At 39.2% G+C, this 21,630-nt stretch carries 17 protein-coding genes; 5 read left to right on the top strand and 12 right to left on the bottom strand.

The features are described 5' to 3' along the window. Positions 1–2 precede the first annotated feature (2 nt). The 5 genes from J8L73_RS08675 to J8L73_RS08655 are packed head-to-tail and all read right to left on the bottom strand — an operon-like array spanning position 3 to position 8,361. Positions 3–1,757 (bottom strand): ABC transporter permease subunit, encoded by a 1,755-nt coding sequence (locus tag J8L73_RS08675; protein ID WP_211016266.1) that lies wholly within the window; start codon positions 1,755–1,757, stop codon positions 3–5. Next, entirely contained in the window at positions 1,754–3,031 is a 1,278-nt protein-coding gene (locus tag J8L73_RS08670) for an ABC transporter substrate-binding protein (protein ID WP_211016265.1), read from the bottom strand. Before J8L73_RS08670 ends, J8L73_RS08675 begins: the two co-directional genes overlap by 4 nt. After that, the gene (locus tag J8L73_RS08665; protein WP_211016263.1) at positions 3,018–3,824 is read right to left on the bottom strand and encodes a DUF547 domain-containing protein; all 807 of its coding nucleotides are present in this window, start codon (positions 3,822–3,824) and stop codon (positions 3,018–3,020) included. The genes J8L73_RS08670 and J8L73_RS08665 overlap by 14 nt, the downstream gene beginning before the upstream one ends. Before the next feature lies 1 nt (position 3,825). Further along, positions 3,826–5,979, bottom strand: a complete 2,154-nt coding sequence (locus tag J8L73_RS08660) for a bifunctional TVP38/TMEM64 family protein/FAD-dependent oxidoreductase (protein ID WP_211016261.1) — start codon at positions 5,977–5,979, stop codon at positions 3,826–3,828. Between the two features lie 21 nt (positions 5,980–6,000). Beyond that, positions 6,001–8,361 (bottom strand): TonB-dependent receptor, encoded by a 2,361-nt coding sequence (locus J8L73_RS08655; protein ID WP_211016247.1) that lies wholly within the window; start codon positions 8,359–8,361, stop codon positions 6,001–6,003. 345 nt (positions 8,362–8,706) lie between these two features. On the opposite strand from J8L73_RS08655, the gene J8L73_RS08650 reads away from it, so the two are divergent. After that, a complete protein-coding gene (locus tag J8L73_RS08650) occupies positions 8,707–9,117 on the top strand; it encodes a hypothetical protein (RefSeq protein ID WP_210999802.1) in 411 nt (136 codons plus the stop codon). Positions 9,118–9,201: 84 nt separating this feature from the next. On the opposite strand, the gene J8L73_RS08645 is transcribed toward J8L73_RS08650, so the two are convergent. Continuing rightward, positions 9,202–9,627, bottom strand: coding sequence for a hemerythrin domain-containing protein (locus J8L73_RS08645; protein WP_211016245.1), 426 nt, complete (start codon positions 9,625–9,627; stop codon positions 9,202–9,204). A 306-nt stretch (positions 9,628–9,933) separates the two neighbouring features. On the opposite strand from J8L73_RS08645, the gene J8L73_RS08640 reads away from it, so the two are divergent. The 3 genes from J8L73_RS08640 to J8L73_RS08630 are packed head-to-tail and all read left to right on the top strand — an operon-like array spanning position 9,934 to position 10,745. Continuing rightward, the gene (locus tag J8L73_RS08640; RefSeq protein ID WP_211016243.1) at positions 9,934–10,185 is read left to right on the top strand and encodes a hypothetical protein; all 252 of its coding nucleotides are present in this window, start codon (positions 9,934–9,936) and stop codon (positions 10,183–10,185) included. A gap of 57 nt (positions 10,186–10,242) precedes the next feature. Then, positions 10,243–10,500 (top strand): hypothetical protein, encoded by a 258-nt coding sequence (locus tag J8L73_RS08635; RefSeq protein ID WP_210999799.1) that lies wholly within the window; start codon positions 10,243–10,245, stop codon positions 10,498–10,500. 26 nt (positions 10,501–10,526) lie between these two features. After that, positions 10,527–10,745, top strand: coding sequence for a DUF6500 family protein (locus tag J8L73_RS08630; protein WP_210999798.1), 219 nt, complete (start codon positions 10,527–10,529; stop codon positions 10,743–10,745). Between the two features lie 10 nt (positions 10,746–10,755). Here J8L73_RS08630 and J8L73_RS08625 read toward each other — a convergent pair whose 3' ends face one another. The 3 genes from J8L73_RS08625 to J8L73_RS08620 all read right to left on the bottom strand — a co-directional run bounded on the left by J8L73_RS08625 (position 10,756) and on the right by J8L73_RS08620 (position 14,496). After that, entirely contained in the window at positions 10,756–12,306 is a 1,551-nt protein-coding gene (locus J8L73_RS08625) for a tetratricopeptide repeat-containing diguanylate cyclase (RefSeq protein ID WP_247659605.1), read from the bottom strand. A 116-nt stretch (positions 12,307–12,422) separates the two neighbouring features. Continuing rightward, positions 12,423–12,692, bottom strand: a complete 270-nt coding sequence (locus tag J8L73_RS19295; RefSeq protein WP_247659604.1) for a hypothetical protein — start codon at positions 12,690–12,692, stop codon at positions 12,423–12,425. A gap of 148 nt (positions 12,693–12,840) precedes the next feature. Continuing rightward, complete coding sequence (locus J8L73_RS08620) at positions 12,841–14,496, bottom strand: RluA family pseudouridine synthase (protein WP_211016241.1); 1,656 nt, start codon at positions 14,494–14,496, stop codon at positions 12,841–12,843. A 297-nt stretch (positions 14,497–14,793) separates the two neighbouring features. Between J8L73_RS08620 and poxB the strand changes: the two genes are divergently transcribed. After that, positions 14,794–16,518 carry a ubiquinone-dependent pyruvate dehydrogenase gene (poxB, locus tag J8L73_RS08615; RefSeq protein WP_211016239.1) on the top strand — a complete coding sequence of 575 codons (1,725 nt, stop codon included), beginning with the start codon at positions 14,794–14,796 and terminating at the stop codon, positions 16,516–16,518. 551 nt (positions 16,519–17,069) lie between these two features. Here the strand turns inward: poxB and J8L73_RS08610 are convergent. The 3 genes from J8L73_RS08610 to J8L73_RS08600 form a co-directional block, all read right to left on the bottom strand. Next, the gene (locus tag J8L73_RS08610; RefSeq protein WP_211016238.1) at positions 17,070–17,876 is read right to left on the bottom strand and encodes a hypothetical protein; all 807 of its coding nucleotides are present in this window, start codon (positions 17,874–17,876) and stop codon (positions 17,070–17,072) included. 123 nt (positions 17,877–17,999) lie between these two features. Next, positions 18,000–19,505, bottom strand: a complete 1,506-nt coding sequence (locus J8L73_RS08605; RefSeq protein ID WP_211016236.1) for an H-type lectin domain-containing protein — start codon at positions 19,503–19,505, stop codon at positions 18,000–18,002. Positions 19,506–20,314: 809 nt separating this feature from the next. After that, the gene (locus tag J8L73_RS08600) at positions 20,315–21,541 is read right to left on the bottom strand and encodes a threonine/serine exporter family protein (protein WP_210999792.1); all 1,227 of its coding nucleotides are present in this window, start codon (positions 21,539–21,541) and stop codon (positions 20,315–20,317) included. Positions 21,542–21,630: the final 89 nt, after the last annotated feature.

Here is a 21,630-nt window from a genome sequence, read left to right as displayed (position 1 = left end):
GGTTAGCGTTGTGCGCTTTTAAAAAAATACTTAGGTAAAACCCATGCCAGTATAAAGCCAATTAATGGCAATGCCATTTGCATAATGGCATACACTGCACTGGTGCGCCTACTTGCGCCATTTGCAAGGGTAACCGCTTCGGTTGTAATTGTTGCTATGCGCCCGCCGCCGGCTAAAAGAGTCGGTAAGTACTGGCCAAAGCTAATGGCTAAACCAAGTGCTATGGCGATTAAAATAGGGGCAAATAACTGGGGTAATTTAACGTGCAAAAATACTTTGTAGGGTGTTGCGCCAAGGCTTGCTGCTACATGAGCAAAGCGAGGGTCTAGGCGCCTATAACTGCTCGCAAGCGATAAAAATACATACGGTAATACAAACAATAAATGGGTAAATACCACATTAAAAAATGCGGCCTGGTTATTTACTAACTGTTGCAGCCACACTAGGCCGAATAAAAACGCAATACTTGGTACAAGCAGCGGTAAATAAATAATTAAACTGGTAAAGCGCGACATGGGTTTTGCACTTAATTGCTCTGACTCTAAGCACAAAAGCGTAATTATAATGGCAAACAACGTTGTTACTAACCCTATAGCAAGGGTATTAAAAAGCGGGCTTTGCATTTGCATTAGCGCGCTTTTAAAGTGAAGTAGCGTAAGCTGCTCAGGCAAAGCCGCCGGAAAGCGCCAAAAACCAGCGACAGACCACATAATCAAGCCAATTAACGAGAGCAATATAAAGCCAATTACAAATACTGTAAGGACGGTCGTTATTTTTTGCCAATAAATGCCGCCGTATTCTCGCTCGCCATTGGTGAGTAAATCATTAAATAATGCTTTTATCGCTTTTTCGCCGCCAAGCCAAAATGCTAACAATCCAGCAGTAAGCACAAGCTGCAATAACGCCCCAGCAGACGCTTTAATGCGCAGGTTTAAATCAACGTCGTTAAACCAGTGCATAATCGCAACAGCAAGCGTTGGCGGGGTATTTGGTCCCAAAATAAGAGGCATTTCTACACTTGCACTGGCATAAGCCAATACGGCTAAAATAGGTAGACGCAATAATGGGTAAAGGCTTGGCAATATTACTTTAAAAAAAGCAGTCATAGGGCAGTAGCCCAAGTTAAGCGCTACTTTATGTTGCTGGCGCAGCTTTTTACCAAGCTCAGGTTGAGCAAGTACACCGAGTGCCATTAGCAGTAAAAAAGGCAGTTCTTTAAGCGTTAACCCTAAAATTATACTAATGCCAAATGAGTCGTGCGGAAACATACCGTTAGGCGCAAGTTCCCAACCACTTAACCACGGCGATACTAAACGTGAAATCATACCCGAAGGAGCAATTAAAAAACCAACGGCTATAGCGGCTGCTGCGTGGGGTATTACGAGTATGGGACTTAGTAAACGCTGAATACGGTTAAGCCACGGGCTATTAAAAAATGCCGCTAAAATCATTAACGTAATGACAAAGGCAAGTAAGGTACTTATTAATCCGGTGCCAACACTTAGCATAACCATATGTGTTAGGCCGGGTGTTTGTATAAGCATAGTAAAGCCATGTAGGCCAAATGTTGTGTGCTCAAGTACCGGTGCATAGCCAAAAGCGGGCAATAGCACGCTGATTAAGCCGCCTATTACGGGCAAAATTAGCAATGCTAGTAAAAAACGTGGGCTCAACTTTACAATGCGCGTAAACATATCAGTGCTGTAATGCGTTGTTGCTTTAGTATTTACAGCTACACTTTTTGAAATAACGCTCATTGGCTTACTCCATAGCGTGCTTGCCAACCTTGCATAATAGCATTTACCCAACTTGGGTGCGGCTCACTCAAAGTGCGTTTAATACTGTTAAAAGGCAAAGCACTTGGATGAGGTTTGGCTGTTTTAAATAATGCTTGCTGCTGCGTATTTAAAGTTGATTGAATAAGTACTGTTTTATCGCCCCATATGTGCGCTTGTTGTTTTTGAGCTTGCGCCTCTGGGCTTAATAAAAAGTTAGCTACTATTTGAGCACTTTGCTGGTGGCTTGCGTTATAAGGAATGGCTACAAAGTGGGTGTTACTTAAGCTGCCATCTTGCATTGCGTAGCTACGAATGCTTTTTGGTAAATCATAACGCTTAACTGCGGCGGGTACTTCGGGTGCTGAAAACGTAAACGCTATGCTTAGCTCTGTGTCGCCGACTAAACGGCGCATTTGCGCACCACTTTGCATAAAATGGCTGCCATCGCGCCAAAGTGTTGGGTGCAGTTTATTTAAAAAATCCCATAATGGGTTTAATACTTGGGCTGTATTTTGTGCTGTAGCAGGCTGATTTAACTGCGCTTTAAGTGTGTCATCACTTTGTTGATGTAGCATGACAAGCGCGTATTTTAAAAAGCTCATGCCTAAAAAGTCAGGCGGTTTGGGGTAGCTAAAACGCCCCGGATTTTTTGTGCTCCAGCTAAGCAATTGGTTTAAGGTTGTTGGTAGCGTGTTATTTACTGTGCCATCTATTGCTAAGCTGTCGTAGTAAAAAGTGAGAGATGCTTGGCCCCAAGGTGCTTCCATTCCGTTGGTGGGTATTCCAAAATCAAAATTAACAGCGGGGTTATTGCTAGGGTCGGTGTAGTTAAAATTTGGCAGCTTATTCGCCCATTGTTTTAGTAATAATGAGTGCTCGCTCATGGTGGCAAAGTTAGCACCGTTTATCCAAATTAAATCTACGCTGCCTTTATCGTTATTGTTTGCTGATTTTTCGGCAAGAACGCGGCTTACAGCTTCGCTGGTATCGCTTAGCTTTACGTGTACTAAGTTAATGTTGTATCTAGCTTTTACTTGCTGAGCAGCCCATTGAATATACGCGTTTATTTGCGCATCGCCGCCCCATGCATAAAAATATACGCTTTGGTCTTTGCCTAGGCTTTCAACGTGTTGCCAACGGCTTTGTAGCTCTGTGCTCGCCATGCTTTTAAAGCTTATAACAAGGCAAATGCAAAACGCGATACAGCATAAACTGTATCGCGTGAGTATTTGCCAATATTTAGTGGCGTGCATTTAAGTCCCAGTCGTAATCTAAAAACTTAACCTTCATGTTATCGTTTTTAAGGGCTTTTAGCTGTGCAGGGATCAAGTTAAGTGCTTTAGGGTATTGCATAAAAAACTGCTGCAATGTGTTTGCGCCTTTAAAGCCTTTTTCAAAATCCTCGCCATACCATTTAAATATTGAAGACACGCTCAACGTGTTATCTTGCGCTATATTACGGGTCATATCTGATAAAAAACGCACTGTTTGCTCTTGTAATTGTGCTTCTAATGTATCAGCAGTATACGCTTCTTCACGTAGTGCTGGGCAACCAATACTTGCACAATTTACTGCAAAGTGAATACGTGGGTCGTTGTATTTACCACTACCACGTATTAAACCATGCTCTATATCATCAAGACTGCGCGTTTTACCAAGTAATGGCACAAACTCCTTGCTCCATGGTGAGCTAAAAAAGCTGCCTAAATCTTTAATTGATTTAAGATCTGGGTACTTAGTTAATATAAGCTCAACAGTAAAGGCATTATACGCATTGATTAAAAACGCAAGTTGCTTTGGTTTTTCCCACGTATCAAACTCGTTTTGCGTAACAGCCGATAACGAATCTAAATAGGTTTTAAGCTCGCTGTGCTTAGCTTTTATTGCTGAGTAATCAACCTCTGTGCTGTGGCCATGATTAATAGCCACAACATGGTTGTTTAATAAAGCATTCCAGCTGTCGTGCATGTTTTGGGCATTGCTCGCAAACGATGTTGCAAGCAATGCAGACCCTAACAAGAGCGCTTTTAAAGGTGTTTTAAACATATTAGCCTCTGCGCCATGAGTGGTATTTTTCAAGCATGTTAAGTACTTTTTCTGGTGCGTGCGCGCGTTTCCACTCGCCTGCTGCGTATTTGTTACCTTCAGCCCAAGTAGGGTAGCTGTGAATAGTGCCTAGTATTTTGTTAAGGCCTAAACCGTGTTTCATTGCCAGTACAAACTCAGCAATTAAATCGCCAGCATGCTCAGATACCACAGTAACACCGAGTATTTTGTCTTTACCTTTAGGGGTAATTACTTTTATAAAGCCTTTTGTTGCGCTGTCGGTAATGGCGCGGTCTAATTCTTCAAATTCAAAGCGAGTGATTTCATAATCGATACCTTTATCAATAGCATCTTGTTCGTTTAAGCCTACACGTGCTACTTCAGGGTCTATAAATGTAGTCCATGGAATAACACGGTAATCCACTTTAAACTTTTTAAGGTTACCAAATAAGCCATTTACTGCTGCGTACCAGCCCTGATGAGCGGCTACGTGCGTAAATTGATACGGGCCTACAATATCGCCTGCTGCAAAAATGTTAGGGTAGAGCGTTTCTAGGTATTCGTTAGTGACTACAGTACGGTTGGTTTCTATGCCAAGCTCTTCAAGGCCGTAACCTTTAAGGCGAGCGCTTCGGCCAACAGCACATAGTAGTTCATCGTATTCAATATCGATTTCGGTATCGTTATGTTTTACCACAATGAATTTTTTACCGTCGCGCGCTTCACAGCGCAGTGCCTGATGCGAGGTTAAAATGTTTACGCCGCTTTCGGTTAGCGCTTCATGTGCAAATTTAGATACTTCTAGGTCTTCTTTGATCATGATGCGTTCGCTCATCTCGATTTGCGTAACGCTTGAACCTAAACGGGCAAAACTTTGAGCAAGTTCGCTACCAATTGGGCCGCCGCCAAGTACAACCAGTTTTTTAGGGGCTTCATCAAGCTCAGCAAATTTAGTCCATAACGTATCGCTTGTTACATAGCCTGTTTCTTCAATACCAGGAAGTGGCGGTACAAATGGGCGTGCGCCAGTGGCAATAACAATCGTGCGAGCGGTTAACGTTTGTGTGCCGCCATCGTTAAGTTTAATTTCTACAGTCCACGGGTCTAATAATTTCCCGTAGCCTTTTACAACATCTACACCAAGGTTTGTGTAACGTTCAACGCTATCATGTGGTGCTACGTCGGCAATCACTTGGTGTACACGTGCCATTACTTTTTTAAACGAAAACTGCGGTGCCATGTTTTCTAGGCCGTAGTGTTCCCCGTGGCGAATTTGCTCAGCAATTTTAGCACTTTTAATAACAGCTTTACTTGGCACACAACCGTAGTTTAAACAGTCGCCGCCCATTTCGCCGGCTTCAATTAGCGTTACTTTGGCTTTAACCGCAGCTGCAATGTAGCTTGTCACTAAGCCGCCAGCTCCAGCGCCAATAACAATCATGTTGCGGTCGAACTTTTTAGGTTTAGTGTAATTTTTGTATACGCGACGTTTTTTAAACACGTTTAGGATTCCTTTAGCAATGAATGGGAACACACCCAATAAAGCGAACGATAAAATAAGATCGAGCGATAAGATGCCTGATAAGCTTTCAATTTGCGCAAGTTGTGTACCTGCGTTTACAAATACAAATGTACCCGCGAGCATGCCTACTTGGCTTACCCAGTAAAAGGTCCATGCTTTAATTGCGGTAACACCCATTAATAAGTTAATTAAAAAGAACGGAAATACTGGCACTAGCCTAAGCGTAAATAAGTAAAAGCCACCTTCTTTTTCAACGCCTGCGTCAATAGCGTCTAAACGCTCAGGAAAGCGCTGTTTAATTGTATCGCGCAGTAAATAACGCGATACTAAAAAGGCAAGCGTAGCACCGACAGTCGAGGCAAACGATGCAACCAATAAGCCTTCAACCAAGCCAAATAATGCACCTGCGGCCAGGGTTAATATTGCCGCGCCCGGTAATGAGAGAGCTGTTACTACTACGTACAGTAAAAAGAAACCACCAAAAACCAATAATGGTGATTGCTCTTTGTATTGGTTAAATTGCTCCATAGAGCCTTTTAAGCCTTCAAGTGTAAGTAGCTGATGTAAATTAAAGTGAAAGAACATGCCTATTACGACCGCTGCAATCAATATCAAAAATAGTTTTTTTATCATGTTCTCTCTCTTAAAACGTTCTTAAAAATTATGTGTAAGTGTAAGTTTTGCGTTAATTGGTAACTCTGGAAAAGCCAGCGTTGCACCAAAGTAACCACCTTCAAATACAGGGCGCCAGTTTTTTTGATTAGTGACGTTGTTTACATCTAATCGCAACTTAGTGCTAGGCGTAAATACGTAGCTAGTATTAACGTTTAGTGTGTATTGATCACGAATTTTAACTGTTGCCAAAAAGTCTAATGGGTAACTCTTTGTATATAGACCTGAAAAACCCATTTGCCATTTCGAATTAATTGAATAATTTCCGTTAAAACTGAATGATTGCTCAGGAATGCCCTGAACTTGGCGGTTTGAAGGTGCAAAAGCAGTAAAGTTAGGGGCGCCAACACCGGTACCTGCGATAATATCTGGGCGCGAATTATCAAACGCATCGATTACTTGAGCAGAATCTTGGCTGCTTGCAGAGTTGTCGTAACGCGCATCTATGTAGCTGTAACCCGCACTTAGCCAATAAGGGTAAGCATCGTAAAATACTTGGCTTTCAAAACCTGTAGTACGAATACCTGTATTGCTGCCATCGCGATTACGTAAACTGCGGCGCTGACTAAATACCGCGCCATCGGCGTACCAATCGCTGTCGGTTGGGGCGTACTTTAAGCCAAACTCAACTAATGTGTTTTCGGTAGCAAAATTTTGTGCGCTAATGGTGTTATCGCTGCCAAGCGATGTACCGCCAGCCATACTGTTTGACGTTGCTTCGTTATAACTTGCTGCACCGTAAGTGGTGTAGTCGGCATTTATTTTGTAGTTAAAGCTAACTTGGCCAGAATGCAGTATTTCGTTAATGCTATCGCTTGCAGCAACTTGGCCTTGCGGTGCTATAGGATCGTTTGCTTCTACATCGTAAAAATCAATGCGGTAACCCACGCTAGTATGAAGCTTATCACTCCAATCTGAGTCTTGTTGAATAGCAAGCCCTGTTTGCCATGAGCGTGAGTCGGTGGTGTCTGATAGATTAAAGTCGCCGCTGCCATCGTTATCTAAGTCGTATTGACCACCAGGCGATACAAATACGCCTGGGCTTAGCTCTACTAAACGCGCCTTTTGTGCATCGGTTAATGGAATGCGGCGGTTTGAAAGCGGGCCTGTTAAATCAATTGGTAAATCGGCTTCGGTAGTAAATTGGCTATAGCCGAGCACTTTATTGTAGCGCACGTCAAAAGCAAAAATTGTTTGCTGGTCACTGTTCCAGCGGTACGTAAGCTCCGTTCGGTTTTGGGCGGTATCAGCGCCGTCTATAATTTCTACAAAGCTGTTTTGTGCTATTTCTTCACGTTGTAAATGCTGAAAATACGTAATATTTTTTAATGAAGCATTTGCACTTAGTTCACGCTTATAAATGCTGTGAATTAAGTAGGTTGTTGCTTCGTTTTTATTATCAGGATCGGTAAGTACGGTGCTGCGATCTATTTTTACTTGCCCTGTAGGCGATACAATTGAACCCGCTGCCGGTACTGTACTGCCATCGGCTTGCACGCCTTGGCCCGTTATGTAAAGGCCATCATCAATTAAGGCTTGAGTAGGGCGATTAATACCTGCGTTATCGGTAAATTCAACTTGGTATAGTTCAAAGTTAATGTCCCAACTGCTTTTGTCGTCTGGCAATATTCTAACTGCTGCAAATAAGCTGTCGCTTTTAGTACCTGAATAATCGTAGTAGCTGCCTTCATCAAGGTGCTCGTAACTTACTCTTAGGCCTACTTTGTCTTGAATAATTGGCGCTGTGTAATCTACTTGTGCACTGTATTGATCCCATCGTCCCGCTGAGAGCTTAACTTTACCTTTACTTTCATCTGTAGAAGCAGTCTTTGAGTGTAAATTTACAAAACCACCGTTACGTTGGCTTGAACCAAATAAAACAGGTGGAGCACCTTTTACTACGTCTATTTGTTCTATAGAGTTGAACGATAACGGCACACCAAAGCCATTATTACCTGCTTGACGACGCGTACCATCTTGAAAAAGCTCACCCAGTTGGCCACGAATAGTAGGTAAACTGGGCGCACCAAAGCCACTTGCAGAGTATGTGTTTGGGCTAACTGCAAGTACGTCTTGTAGGGTAGTGATGTTGAGTTGTTCTATTAACTCGCTTGAAATAGGCGTTACTGAGCGTGCAATATCTTGCAGTGCCAAATTATCCCCGAAAGGGCCGTCTACAGTGGCGTCTTTTACAGATAAACCTTGAGATTTAAGAACTTGGCCAGCTACTTCTATGTGCTCAATTGCGCTTTTAGTTGTTGCTTTTGGTTCTTCAGCTGCAAATGCTAGCAATGGTGTGTTTAATACAATGGCTAGCGTGATTGCTAATTGTGCGTGTTTCAAACGTTTTCTCTCTACGATTAAAATGTTGTTGGCGATAAAGACCGAAAGCCTTAAAAATAACTTTCAATTAATTTAGGCTTCTTTTTATTTTTTAGAACGAAAGCCAATACTCTATTGTTAAAGTCATACTTAAGTATCTAGTTTTACATTGTAATGTAAGCTTATGCTTTATATGGTTTTTTCAAGCATAGTCTATTTTTATGAAACTTGTTTGTTATTAATTTATTTTTACAAACTTATAGATTCATCAAACATGTAAAAAAAATCACCTTCTTTTGAAATAAAAGCTCAGTTATACGGTCTAGCTTACTTCAACGTTTATTAATATTTTTTTAAGGAAGTTTTATGACAGGTACAATTAACTCTGATGTGCAAAACCGTTTGCAATGGTCACTCTTCTCTTTGCGTTTAGGGGTGTTTATTGTAATGATAATGTGGACATTCGATAAGTTTGTTAACCCTGGACATAGCGCACGTATATTTGAACATTTTTATGGTATCAGTGGTTCTACCGATATAATTGCTTACGTTATAGGTGCTGTACAACTTGTTTTGGTTTTAGCATTTATGGCGGGTATTAAAAAGCGCCTTACATACGGAATCATTTTTGTAATGCACGGCCTTTCTACACTTTCATCTTATAATCAGTATATTGATGGCTTTAATAACTTATTGTTTTTCACTGCGTGGCCAATGTGGGCAGCATGTTTTGCACTTTACTTATTACGTGATCAAGACGTTAAATACACAGTATAAGTATTAAGCAAAAAAAATGGTTATAAGCCATAGGCTTATAACCAATAAGTACACAGGGAGTGTATGGAAGTCGGTTTACAATATTTAATGCATCGCTTTATTGTAGCGTTTTGCTAATGTTTCTTTTTGATCTTCAGTTAATGCTTTTCCAGCAAGTTGAAATACTTCGCGCTCTTCTTCACTCAAATGGTGGTGTACCAATTCATTAAGCTTCTTTGCTGTTTTAAGCCAAGCTGATGAGCTCATTTTAGTGTCTTCTAATTGCTCAACTAACTCATCTATTTCGTGGTGTTCAGCAACACTATGGCGCGCCTTTTCTTGAGTTAAGTCATCGCACATTAGTGGGTTATAAAAAAAGCGTTCTTCAAATTTGGCATGATCTTCAAGTTCTGTTTTAAGTTCATTCATTAACGCGTGGCGCTCATCCGTATCGCCATGAGTTTCGATAAGTGCGTCTACCAATTTACGTTGTTTATCGTGATCGTAACGTAGCGCTTCAAAAATATTCATAATTAATCCTTTTACTTGTTCTCAAATTGCTTATGTTGTTAACAAAGCAAGCTAGATGCCAATTGTTAAAATATTGATTTTTAAGTGTTTATGTTTTTTTATTCAGCTATCAAACACATGGTATGTAACTTTTACAAGCATACTAATGCAATATTTTCAGGTTTTAGCTCTACAGATACTTACAAATATTTACTGGTTGTATATTTTAGTGGAGTGATAAAGTGGTGGCGCTATTTAGGTACAGATTGTACATAGTTGTTTTATATATGTGGTTTATAAAGCTTTAATTAACAGGATTGTTTAAGGATGAATATAAAAACCCCCATTACAGCACTGTTACTGTGTGCATTGTTGAGTGCATGTAGTACAGCTTCGCATTCTGATCGAAGCTTATGCATAAAAGAAGCTGAAGTGACTGAGCTAAATGGCTCCCAAACAAGCTCAGAAGTTTATAATGAATGTATAAGTGCTCAATTAAAAAAGGATGCTAAAGAGGAAACCTTTTTCGATGAAGTAGGTGTGTTTCTTATTGACCTACTTGTTTTGATAGCCGATTAAATAAGTAACTTTGTAGCTATAATCTAAGGCAGAAGGGTACTTTAAATAGGATTGATTATGAAAGCGTTTTTAGCTTTATTATTGCTGTGTATATTTTTAACTGGCTGTGCTGCTCAGCCTTATGCTGGCTCTACAAAATGTATGGAGCAAGCCGATATAGCTTATGAAACCGATTTACATAAAAATGAGCCACTAGATAATCAATGCAAAGCTACAAAAGTAAATACGTCTAACAAAGAGTTTGAGAATCATAGTATTGTTGATAGAAGCCTTTTACAGCTAATCGTTAGTGTTTTAAACGGTATATTTAGATAGTTAAAATACAATTAAATAAGGTATGTATGCAGGAAAAACTAAAAGCAAAAATTATAGCTGTGTGCGATAAAAAAATAGCAGCTAAAGGTGAAAATGTAGGGCTTTCTTTTTACGCTTTTTTTGCAAATAAAAATACGGATCCTGAGCTACTTATGCAAGCAGCTACGTGGTGGATACACACCCATAAATTAGATCACTTTGAAAAAGCCCACAAAATAAAACAGATGATTATTGATGGACACTAGTAACGTATATTCACGCGATTGCTATTTGGTTTCTGCCATTTTCTTTTGCTTTATACAGCTGTTGGTCTGCATGTTTAATAAGCGCATCAAGTGATTTAGAGTGAGTATTACTTATTGCTACACCTACGCTAAAGGTAATGTTTATTTTACTCGGTAAGGCTTCTATTTCACGGCAATATTCAGATAAAATGAGTGCTAAGTTCTCAAACGTGTTGCTAATTTCTTGCTTATCTAATGTATCTAAAACAAACAGCCATTCTTCGCCGCCGTAACGCCCAAATGTATCATTTTCACCTAGCGTATTTTTAGCGGCTTGAGCAAACTTAATCAGTACTAAGTCCCCGGTGTCATGGCCAAATTGGTCATTAATATTTTTAAAGTAGTCTAAATCAACAATCGCAATTGATGCTGGTTTATTGGCTAACAAATTATCAGCTATTTGCATTACTCCACGGCGGTTTAAACTATTAGTAAGGTAGTCGGTTAACGCAATAGTGTGGTATTTTTTTCGCTGGCGAATTTGCCTATAAAACAAAAATAACGACACAATAACTAAAATGAATGCGATAGATGCGCTAAGGCGCCAAATAATTTTTTGCTGATGCTCTTCTTTTACTTGAAGTTCGTTTATATTTTTTTCGTATTCTAGCTGTAAAATCTTGTCTTCTTTTTCTTTGACTTCAAACTTTACTTGCAGTGTTTTTATATTACTTTCGCTTGTTGCTTCATAATGTTTTTTTGTATAAATGAGCTTGCTTCCAATTGCTTCAAAGGCATCATCGATGTAATTAAGCTGTCGTTTTAGCTCATATCGTTTACCTAAAAACTCTGCTTTATAAATACTACGGCTAAACTTATCGATATTTAAAAATACTTTATCGTTTATTTGGTTCGCTTTATCTAGCAAATTTTGTTTTATGTATATATCGGCTAGTAAAATCATTGAGGCAAGGTGCATATCGTGAATACCAGCAGCGCGGGCTAGCTCGATGTTTTCGTTTGCAAGCGTAATGGCGGTGTCGTAATTACCTTGTTTATATTGAATATTAGCAATTGAGTATTGAGCAAATGCTAATCCTTTTTTCATACTTACTTTTTTAAAATAGTGTAGGGCTTTATTTAGGTAAATGAGTGCATCTTGGGGGTTATTCGTTTCAAGCAATACACTTCCTAAGCTCCAGTATGCTTTTGCAGTAAATAGCCCGTCGTTGGTTTTTTCATAGGCTTCTACCGCTTTTTTTGCATAATATACAGCCTTGCCATCGTTAACACCTCTGTCATTTAGGAAGTTATAGGCATCGGCAACTTTTCTTAAAAAGTAGGCTTGAGATGCCATATCATCATCTTTCATAGCAAGCTCTAGACCTGCTAATGCGGCACTTAACGTTTTTCTGAGTGAGTCCGTATCTGTGTAGTAATAAGCCAATGCACGAAGAATGATTATTTTTTCTTTAGATGAGTGTTGTGCTATTTTTTCTTCTAAGTGTATTGCAAGATCTTTAGCTTGAGTGAGTTTTTTTGTTTGCGATAAATATTTTAATTGCGCCTCTAAAAACAACATATAAATATCGTTTTGTTTAAGTACTTTTTTGTTATTTATATAATTAGATATATGGGTATTTAACGCATCGTATTCTTCTTGCCTAAAAAGTAACTCTGCATATAAAGCAGCGGCTTCTAAGTGAAGTGTTGACCAATTCGCTCTTTACTAATCTCAAAGGCTTGCGTGAGCTTTTGCTGGTTAATTAGGTAGTCTAATTTATTCGCTCTTATGTTATTAACTAAGCTTTGGGTTGTTTTAAAGTCTAACTTATTTAAGGTTGAATTTAATGACGTATCATCGGCGAGTGCAAACGTGCTCACAAACAAAAATAAAGGCAGAACGAGTAATTTAATCAATGTACGATTAAATAATTTTACGTGTGAATTGTTGTTCTGCTTTATCATGATGGCTTATTTTTATATTTTTTATACCTAACTATAGCATTACTTTTAAAGTATAAGTTAATGATTGTTTAGTGATTATATTTTATTTACCAAAAAGTGGATAACTAAAGTGGGTAATAAACATGAGTAACCAACATAGTTAATTAATCTAAAAATCAGGTGCTACTTCAAATTCTAAACGCTTATGTGTAATGGGGTGGGTAAACGCTAAATATTCGGCATGTAAATGGAGTCTATCAGCCTTTTGGCCGTAATGCGTATCACCAATAATCGGCATGTTTAAACCTAAGCTATGAGCGCAGTGTACTCGCAGCTGATGTGTTCGGCCAGTTTTTGGGTATAACTGTAAACGCGTAATATTGTTTTTTCGCTCAAGTACGTGCCATGTGGTTAGTGAAGGCTTACCGTTTGTGTAGCACACCATTTGGCGTGGCTTGTCGTCAAAATCAAGCATAAGAGGTAAATTTATCTCGCCGCTATCTTCACTTACATTTCCATCGACTAGTGCAACGTAACGTTTATCAATAGTGCGTTCTATAAACTGTTTTTGCAGCGCTTTATGAACACGTTTATTAAGTGCGATCATCAATAACCCTGAGGTTGACATATCTAAGCGGTGCACAATTAATGGGCCTGAAGCTTCAGGAAATTGCGTTTTTATGCGCATATATACAGAGTCATCAATATTTACACCAGGGACCGATAAAAACTCAGCAGGCTTGTTCACCACCAATAAGTCGTCGTCTTTATAAATAATACTTAACTCTTTCCCATCGGCTTGGTTTTCAAGTAGTGGATTGGTTTCAACATTTAGGCCTTTTAGCATATGCCCTAGTATTGGTTGGCATTTGCTATAACAAGAAGGATAGTAATTTTTGTGTTGTCTAATGGCTGATTTAGGGGCTGCTCCCCACCAAAATTCGCCCATAGCAATAGGTTTTAAGTTTTGTTTATACGCATATTGTAATAACTTTGGTGCTGCGCAGTCGCCAGCGCCAGAAGGTGGAGTATGCTCAGGAAGCTGTGCAAAAATTGCATTTAGGTCGGTTACTTCTTTATGGGCATTTAAAAACTGATACTGAGCAAAAAGCATTTTTTGTAGGTTTTTTGAAAGCGTTTTACGGCGTTTTTTTAAATGTTTAACGTTGTCTGTAATTTTGGTTTGAGCGCTCTCTAGCTGCTCTATTTTATTTTGCCAATTAAGTTTAAGCGCTTGTAACTGCTTTTTTTCAACAATGCTTTGCCCGGCTAGTTTATTTTTAAGCTGCTCAAAATCGGCTTCGCTTAGTTCGGCTTCGCCTTCAGTTCGCTGCTTTTTACGAGTTAACCTTCCGGCCTGCATAAGGGCTTGCTGCGCAAGTAATTGCTCGTTAAACATAGCTTTTGATTCATCAAGCTTTTTATTAATAGCGATGAGCTCTGCGCTGCTTTCAAACGCATCAATTTGGCTGTTTATGTCATTAATAATTTTGCTTTGTGCTAAATAACCTTCATCGTTTAGCTGCATACTTGATACCGGTGGCACAAAGTTAATATTGCCTTTATCGCCTTCAATTTGCCCCGAGTATGCGCTTAAAAACCCCAGTTCATTTTTGTCGTTTTGCACAACTAATACGCCAAACATTTTACCTGCGTTTTCGGCTTTTAAATGTAAGAGTGGTTCTAGCTGCTGTTGCAACTGCGTTGCGGCTGCAATAGTTAGCGGATGCGGCTGATAATAAAAGGGAAAGGTAAATGTTTCTGGAAGCGAAAGCGCATTTATATTTTGTAAAAAAGGGGTAAAGCAAGAAGCTGATTTTGACATAAAAATAACACAGAAACATTCAGTAAAATAATTGGGTCAGATAATACCATATTCATAGTTAACCCACTAAAAATCTCATCTTAGTTTATTCATACATAGTTTAAAGCCGACATTCATGTTTAATGTATCAGTATAGGTGCATAGCAATATTTAAACGTATTGTTGTTACTCTATCATTTGTATTTCATGTGTGTCGTTTCTCATTAATTGAGCGCATTTTTTAAACGACATTTGTACTGGTAGAGCCCAAAGATAATTCAATTTACAGAATAACTTAACTGTTAGGAGTTCTATATTATGAGTGAAAATATCGCAGGTTTTATCACCAAAACCCTTGAGCAAGCTGGTGTAAAACGAATTTGGGGGGTAACTGGCGATTCACTTAACGGCATTAGTGAAAGTCTTCGAAAATTAGGAACAATTGAATGGCTAGGAACACGTCATGAAGAAGTGGCAGCCTTTGCAGCCGGTGGCGAAGCGCACTTATCAGGCGAACTTGCGGTGTGTGCAGGCTCGTGTGGCCCAGGTAATCTGCATTTAATTAACGGCTTATTTGATTGTCAACGTAATAATGTACCGGTGCTAGCAATAGCTTCGCATATTCCATCATCAGAGATTGGTAGTAGTTACTTTCAAGAAACCCACCCGCAAGAATTATTTAAAGAGTGCAGTGTATATTGCGAAATGGTGTCAAATCCAGAGCAAATGCCACACTTGCTTGAAACCGCAATGCGACAAGCAATATTGAACAAAGGCGTAAGTGTACTTGTGTTACCCGGCGACATTGCATTAAAAGATATGCCTAAAGCTATTAAACCAAAATGGAACGTGCCAAAACTTGCAGTGTATACCCCAGCGTTATCTGACATTAAAGCAATGGCAACTCATCTTAATAAAAGTAAAAAAGTAACTTTATTGTGTGGTGCAGGCTGTAAAGATGCACATGATGAAATCGTAGAACTTGCCGAAAAATTACAAGCGCCAATAGTACACGCTATGCGCGGTAAAGAGTTTATTGAATACGATAACCCTTATGATGTTGGTATGACTGGGTTTATAGGTTTTGCGTCGGGCTATCATGCAATGCAAGAGGCCGATACATTATTGATGATTGGCACGAGTTTTCCGTATCGGGCTTTTTATCCTGAAAATACCACCATATTACAAATTGATAATAAGGCGGCATCACTCGGGCGACACGTTCAAATTGATTGTGGCGTATTAGGCGATACAAAAAATTCAGTGGCCACATTACTTGAGTACATTGAAGGTGAGCGCACAGACTCGCACTTACAAAAGAGCGTTAAGCACTATAAAGAATCTCGAAAAGATCTCGATAAGCTTGCCAGTGGTAAAACCTCGCAAAAATTAATTCATCCGCAATATCTAACACGTTTGTTAAACGAGCAAGCAGCTGACGATGCTGTGTTTACTTGTGATGTAGGTACACCTACTGTATGGGCTGCACGTTATTTATCGATGAATGGTAAGCGGCGTTTAATTGGTTCTTTTAACCACGGCTCTATGGCAAATGCGATGTCGCAGGCAATGGGCGTTCAATCTATTAATAGAAACCGCCAAGTGATTGCAATGTGTGGCGATGGCGGTTTTTCGATGTTAATGGGTGATTTAATTTCGCTCAAACAGCTTAATTTACCTATAAAGATTGTTGTTTATAATAATCGCTCACTTAGTTTTGTTGCAATGGAAATGAAAGCCAGTGGGTTTTTATCAAGCGATACCGATTTAGAAAACCCAAGTTTTGCTGACATTGCACAGGCTTGTGGTTTAAAAGGCATTCATGTGAGTGATCCAGATGAACTCCCTTTGGCAATGGATGAGATGATGAATCACGCAGGCCCGGTTGTGTTAGAAGTAGATACTGCAAAGCAAGAGCTTTCGATGCCGCCGCAAATAAAATTAGAGCAAGCAAAAGGCTTTAGTGTTTACATGATGAAAGCGTTAATAAACGGCAAAGGGGATGAAATCGTCGAACTGGGTAAAACTAATTGGTTACGTTAGTTAGCTCGTAATACCAATTTGCCATTATGCTTAATCAATTTGAGGAATTAAATTTTACGTTAACTGCGTTGAAAATTTCTGATATACGACTGTATGGATGCAGAGCAATGCAGGAGTAATTAGTGATAGCAACTAAATAACGAAATTTTTTCTTGTTATCGATACTATTTTTTCTTACTTCAAAACAGATCGCTTAATTAAGCGAGTTGGTATTGATCAATGTTTGATGCCGGATTGAACGCCTGCATTTAATTGAGCAGGCAGTAGCAAGCCTTGAGTATGAATATGATTAGGTTTCTGAGCTAATTTTACGATCGCGGACTTGGTTTTTAGTCGGGCTTGCCTGTGGTTATTATTTCTAACAAGTAGGCGGTAATGACGCAAAATGCCAAATACGGCCTACTTAAGAGTTTTTATTAGTGGTGACTTTCTTTGTTGCCTCATAGGTAGAGGCATCAAGGCACTGTTTATTCAGGTACTAGTTATTCAGGCACTAAGTTACCAATGTAGCACTGGGGTTGAAAATGTTTTAAATCTGAAAAGCCAAAATGTTAGTCTAAGTAAACTTCGTCGGTGTGGTTTATGTTAGTTTTAAATAACTCGCCACTATTATGTATCCACCCATCAGAGCCATGTGCTTCTAAAGTAAAGTCATCGTCATTAAGGATAACGGCTGCTAGGGTAATCACGTTAGACTGGGTTATGGTTACGGAGCCATTTTTTATATTGGCTATTTTACCTTTCCACATAATGTTACCATCTTCAAAGATACGAACGCTATCCACTTTCATATCAAATACTTGTCCTATAGATTCAATAGCAATATCGAGGTGATCGCCGACCATCAAAGACTCTACCTTCAAAGGGTCAAAATCAATAAACTGCCTACCGTCACTTAATTCATCTGCAGATAATTTATTTAAATTTTTGCCTGGCTGTCTTACTTCTTCCCATGCAGAGGTTTTTTCTATCGCGGCTAGTAAGTCTTCAGCTGAGTAATTTATGTTTGATCTACGGGCGTTTATTGCTGATATACGTGACGATAAAGTCGGGTAATTTTCATTTTTAGATATCGTTTGGTAACGGTCTTCAAGTGCCGAGTAATTTGTTTCTTCATCAACATCGTGTGGTTTGATAGTTTGTTGCTCTTTTATTGTTACTTGAGACTTTTCTTTTTCATTGGAGGCCATCAACGTTGTATGGGCTAGGGCAGGCTCGTTATTGCGCAGATTATTTATGTCACCTATGGCTTTATTTACGGAAGACGTTGTATTTATTTTTCCGTTGTTTGGAGGGTAATATATAAATGCTAAAATTAAACCCGTTACAGCAATTAAGGTGCCTATGATAAATTTCATGTTCTCTAATACCTAAAGAAGTTAAACGTAAAAAGAATTGAGCCTTAAATACACTAAAACCGACCGCAAAGCGTTTTTGCTTTAGTGTATTTTAATTTTACAGCTATCTAAAAAGTAAAATAATTAGTTGTTACCCAAAATTAACCAACCAACGCTTTCCGCCGTATGGGTTGTTTCAGCTGTGCTCGACTGCTCTTCTTGTAAGCTTATTTGCACACCATCACTGTTAAGGTCTTGATAGCGTAGAGAAATAGGATCTGTACCGTTGTAGCTTTGAATGCTAGAAAATATCTTCGCATTTTCGTAGTCATCATAAAAATTAATGTTTTTCCATGAATCGGTAACTGAATCTGTCGCTATTTGGGCCTGTGTTTTTAGCTTGTCAATGCTTCCTTTTCCTGGCGTAATCGCTAAGTAGTGAATCGTATCGCCAGCAACATTACCATCGTTTGCCTCTTCTTCTTGGAGAAAAAAATCAGCCCCTTGACTTGAAACGTTAATCATACGAATGGTAGATGCAGAGCCCTCTAGTACAACCTCTTTTTGTGCAAGAATAATAGGCGTCGTATAGATATTATTTGCAAAAGAAACGGACTTCCAGTTATGAGTTACATTTTTTGTTTTGCTTGCATATACTTGCTGGCCACCCCAATCATGCTTACCCTCAACTACAGCCAGCCATGAAACTGTCTCTACTGGATGGCTGCCATTTAGGTAATCCCACTCATCTAATTGAAAATCGAAACCTTTTTGAGTGACATTACGAATACTTACAGTGATAGGGCTTGCACCATTTTTTGTAGGAGGGCCCATTATTACCACTGGTATAGACGTAAATGTTGATTTAAATTTAACTGAGCTCCATGCTTCACTTCCTTCTTGGGAAACTGAAACAGTGCCATTTTCTAACCCTTCACTTGAAGCAATAGAGCTTCTATGACTTGCTACTTTGTCTTTTACATTATTCAATGCTTTTGCTGCATCGGCTTGATTTTTAATACCACAATCGTACCCTTTACATTCATAATTAGGGTTAGAAAAAAGGTAAGTACGTGTGTTTGTGTTGTAAGCTGATTCATAAGCCATTAAGGTAGAAAAGGAATTTGTTACGCCATATCCAATTCCCCAAGGGTAATCTTTACCAACGCTTTCTTGTTTTAATGAGTGACTGAGCCCCATTGTATGTCCCATTTCGTGAAGATATGATCGAGACATACAGCTTCTGCGAATGATGTTAAACGCACGTGAACTGCTCGTTGTTACATACCCAACACCACAACCTTCATCAAATGATTGGCTAATTAAAGTGACAAAATCAGCACCACTATTTTGACGCAAAGTACTTACTTGGGTATCTGTTCTAAGAATTTTTAAATCCGGAGTTATATCTATATTTTGTGTTGCAACAAGGTTTAGTTGGATATCAACTTCACTATTAGCAAGGTAGGTGTTTGCTTGATCTACCATTGCAATGATTGCAGTAGATGCTGAGCCATTATAGTATTCTTTTGTTTCATTATCATAAACAACTGCAACATCTACCTCTACCGCCTCTACAGCGGTGTTAGCTAGTATCATGCTGATTATAAAAAAGTAGCTTACTGCAATCCCAAAAAAAGATTTAGCCATATGCATATTAAATGTTTCCTAGTTGGAGTTAATTTATCCGTAGATAGTTAATTTATAAAGGTAGGTATAATTAAGTTTACTTAATGGCAATGATTGTACCTTTATATGGTACTGTGCGAAACAATTAACTAACATTATTGTTGCATTTGGGCATGTAGGGTTAAAAATTATCTTTTCTGTGAATGCTTATTACGGCTGATTCAATGATAAATAATAGTTGGGCTATTAATTTTTCAGGGAGTCACCGTTCAAGCTAGGGGGGATTTAATTGTGGCGCGAAATTTTTAATCCAGTTGAAATGTGCTTAGGAGATAACCTCCATTTTATTAGTAACTTATTGTTTTAGTATGTAAATAACTCACTCACCGCGTTAAGATTATATACGGCGGTATGAATACAGAACAACACATGAGCCTTTATCGAGAAACGGTATATTGTAATTTTTTATTATTTACCTATTTATACATCGCATAATAACAAACTCGAACTCCGGATAATAAACCTATCCCGGCTGTTATTTTCAGCGCTAACAGCTTTGAATTTATTTCTATTAGACTTGCTATGAAAGCGTAAATTCGCCTAGTTTTTACTAAGGATTTTAGGGTAGGCAGGGCCTGTGTTCATTACGGTAAATGGCCGATAATACAGCATAAATGCAAAAAAATGTGCTGCTCTTGGTTGCCCTGAAGAACTATTTACTCTTTATCGCTTAGCCTGCTAGTTTAAAAACCTCGCGCCCGACTAATTCCTAGAGAGAACAAATTTTAATACAGAAGGGTCAATAGACCCTAGAAGGTTAAATTTAAATACTACAAACTCTTTTTAGGCGGAAGAGCCACGTTTGCAAATATTAGCCCTGCAACAAGCGACATAAATATTAAAAACGTTTGCTGGCCAATATGCTCTGCGTATACAAAGTCTTGGCCTTCAATAAGTGAGTTTAAGCCAATGTAGGTTTTACTACCGGGTACTAATACAATTAAGCCTTGCATGGCAACAATTGAGGCGGGTGCATTAGCAACACGATTAAATAAGTTACTAAATATACCTACCGATAAAGCCCCTACGAACGTACCTAACGTGTAATCTAGGTACATAGCAGAGCCAATACTTGTGCCGTAAGCAATAAAACCAGATGCAATAGACCAACCGGCATGCTTAATTTTAGTTCTAAATATAACAACTAAGCTGCTACAAAGCAGAAGTATAGCCAGCCAAGCTGTCCATTTAGGAAGAGGCTCTGGCTGCACAAAGTCTGCTTGGCCAAACATAGCAAAACCAATACCTATGCCAATAAAGGCACCAAAGTACAGTTTAAATAGCAGCATAAACGAGTCCATAACTCGTGCAGTACCCGATACTAAATGCCTAGCTGCAAGCTCGGCTAAACCAAGCGCCAGTGCAAGGCCCGGTATAAATACAATAATGGCCGAAAGCACCACTAAACGTATGTTAATTTCGGGGGTTATGTATACACTTACCGCACAAGCTAATATAGCTGAAATAATGGCAACAAGTGGCTCAAGCATATGTGCAACGCGCTTAGAGCGTGTAGACCAAAGTACAAATACATAAACTACTAACGTAAGCAGCGATGACCACATAACATCAGTCCAGCTTGTGCCCATTAGCATTGCAAACGCACCACCCGATGTTGCAAACGCAATACCGGTAACTAGTTTATTGTATGGGTTTGGCATGTCGAAAATAGCATCAAGCTGAGCGTCGACTTCTTGCAAACTTAGCTTGTCGTCAAGCATTTGATTTACTAGATCGTCGGTGTCGGCAAGTGAGCCTAAATCGTGATCGCCAGGGTCAACTCGTGCTACGTGTGTGTATTCGTCTTCGTGGCCGTCGGTCCAAATTACAAACGTTACAGAGGTTGGCGACATAACAAACGACGATTTAAGCCCTAAGTAAGTAGCCACTTCCATTAGGTGAGCTTCTAGGCGGTAAGCAGGCGTACCGTACTTGTGAAGCATTTTGCCTAACTTAACGATAAATTTGCGTTTTTCTGTGAAGGTTGCAGTTTTCAAATCTTATTTAGGCCAGTGTGTAAATAAATTAGCTAAAAGTATAGGCTAGAACGCCCATTTGTAATGGGCGCGATTTTAAACACAAATCT

This window comes from Pseudoalteromonas sp. MMG006 (assembly GCF_018101025.1).
Classification (GTDB): domain Bacteria; phylum Pseudomonadota; class Gammaproteobacteria; order Enterobacterales; family Alteromonadaceae; genus Pseudoalteromonas.
Note: the sequence above shows the minus strand (reverse complement) of the source record. Positions and strands in the feature narration are given on the sequence as shown.

What these genes read in the sequence shown, in the direction of transcription:
- J8L73_RS08660 (WP_211016261.1), bottom strand. Translation starts at nt 5,979, where the DNA reads ATGATAAAAAAACTATTTTTGATATTGATTGCAGCGGTCGTAATAGGC.
- J8L73_RS08625 (WP_247659605.1), bottom strand. Translation starts at nt 12,306, where the DNA reads ATGTTGTTTTTAGAGGCGCAATTAAAATATTTATCGCAAACAAAAAAA.
- J8L73_RS19295 (WP_247659604.1), bottom strand. Translation starts at nt 12,692, where the DNA reads ATGATAAAGCAGAACAACAATTCACACGTAAAATTATTTAATCGTACA.
- J8L73_RS08645 (WP_211016245.1), bottom strand. Translation starts at nt 9,627, where the DNA reads ATGAATATTTTTGAAGCGCTACGTTACGATCACGATAAACAACGTAAA.
- J8L73_RS08665 (WP_211016263.1), bottom strand. Translation starts at nt 3,824, where the DNA reads ATGTTTAAAACACCTTTAAAAGCGCTCTTGTTAGGGTCTGCATTGCTT.
- J8L73_RS08620 (WP_211016241.1), bottom strand. Translation starts at nt 14,496, where the DNA reads ATGTCAAAATCAGCTTCTTGCTTTACCCCTTTTTTACAAAATATAAAT.
- J8L73_RS08605 (WP_211016236.1), bottom strand. Translation starts at nt 19,505, where the DNA reads ATGGCTAAATCTTTTTTTGGGATTGCAGTAAGCTACTTTTTTATAATC.
- J8L73_RS08675 (WP_211016266.1), bottom strand. Translation starts at nt 1,757, where the DNA reads ATGAGCGTTATTTCAAAAAGTGTAGCTGTAAATACTAAAGCAACAACG.
- J8L73_RS08635 (WP_210999799.1), top strand. Translation starts at nt 10,243, where the DNA reads ATGAAAGCGTTTTTAGCTTTATTATTGCTGTGTATATTTTTAACTGGC.
- J8L73_RS08640 (WP_211016243.1), top strand. Translation starts at nt 9,934, where the DNA reads ATGAATATAAAAACCCCCATTACAGCACTGTTACTGTGTGCATTGTTG.
- poxB (WP_211016239.1), top strand. Translation starts at nt 14,794, where the DNA reads ATGAGTGAAAATATCGCAGGTTTTATCACCAAAACCCTTGAGCAAGCT.
- J8L73_RS08630 (WP_210999798.1), top strand. Translation starts at nt 10,527, where the DNA reads ATGCAGGAAAAACTAAAAGCAAAAATTATAGCTGTGTGCGATAAAAAA.
- J8L73_RS08670 (WP_211016265.1), bottom strand. Translation starts at nt 3,031, where the DNA reads ATGCACGCCACTAAATATTGGCAAATACTCACGCGATACAGTTTATGC.
- J8L73_RS08610 (WP_211016238.1), bottom strand. Translation starts at nt 17,876, where the DNA reads ATGAAATTTATCATAGGCACCTTAATTGCTGTAACGGGTTTAATTTTA.
- J8L73_RS08650 (WP_210999802.1), top strand. Translation starts at nt 8,707, where the DNA reads ATGACAGGTACAATTAACTCTGATGTGCAAAACCGTTTGCAATGGTCA.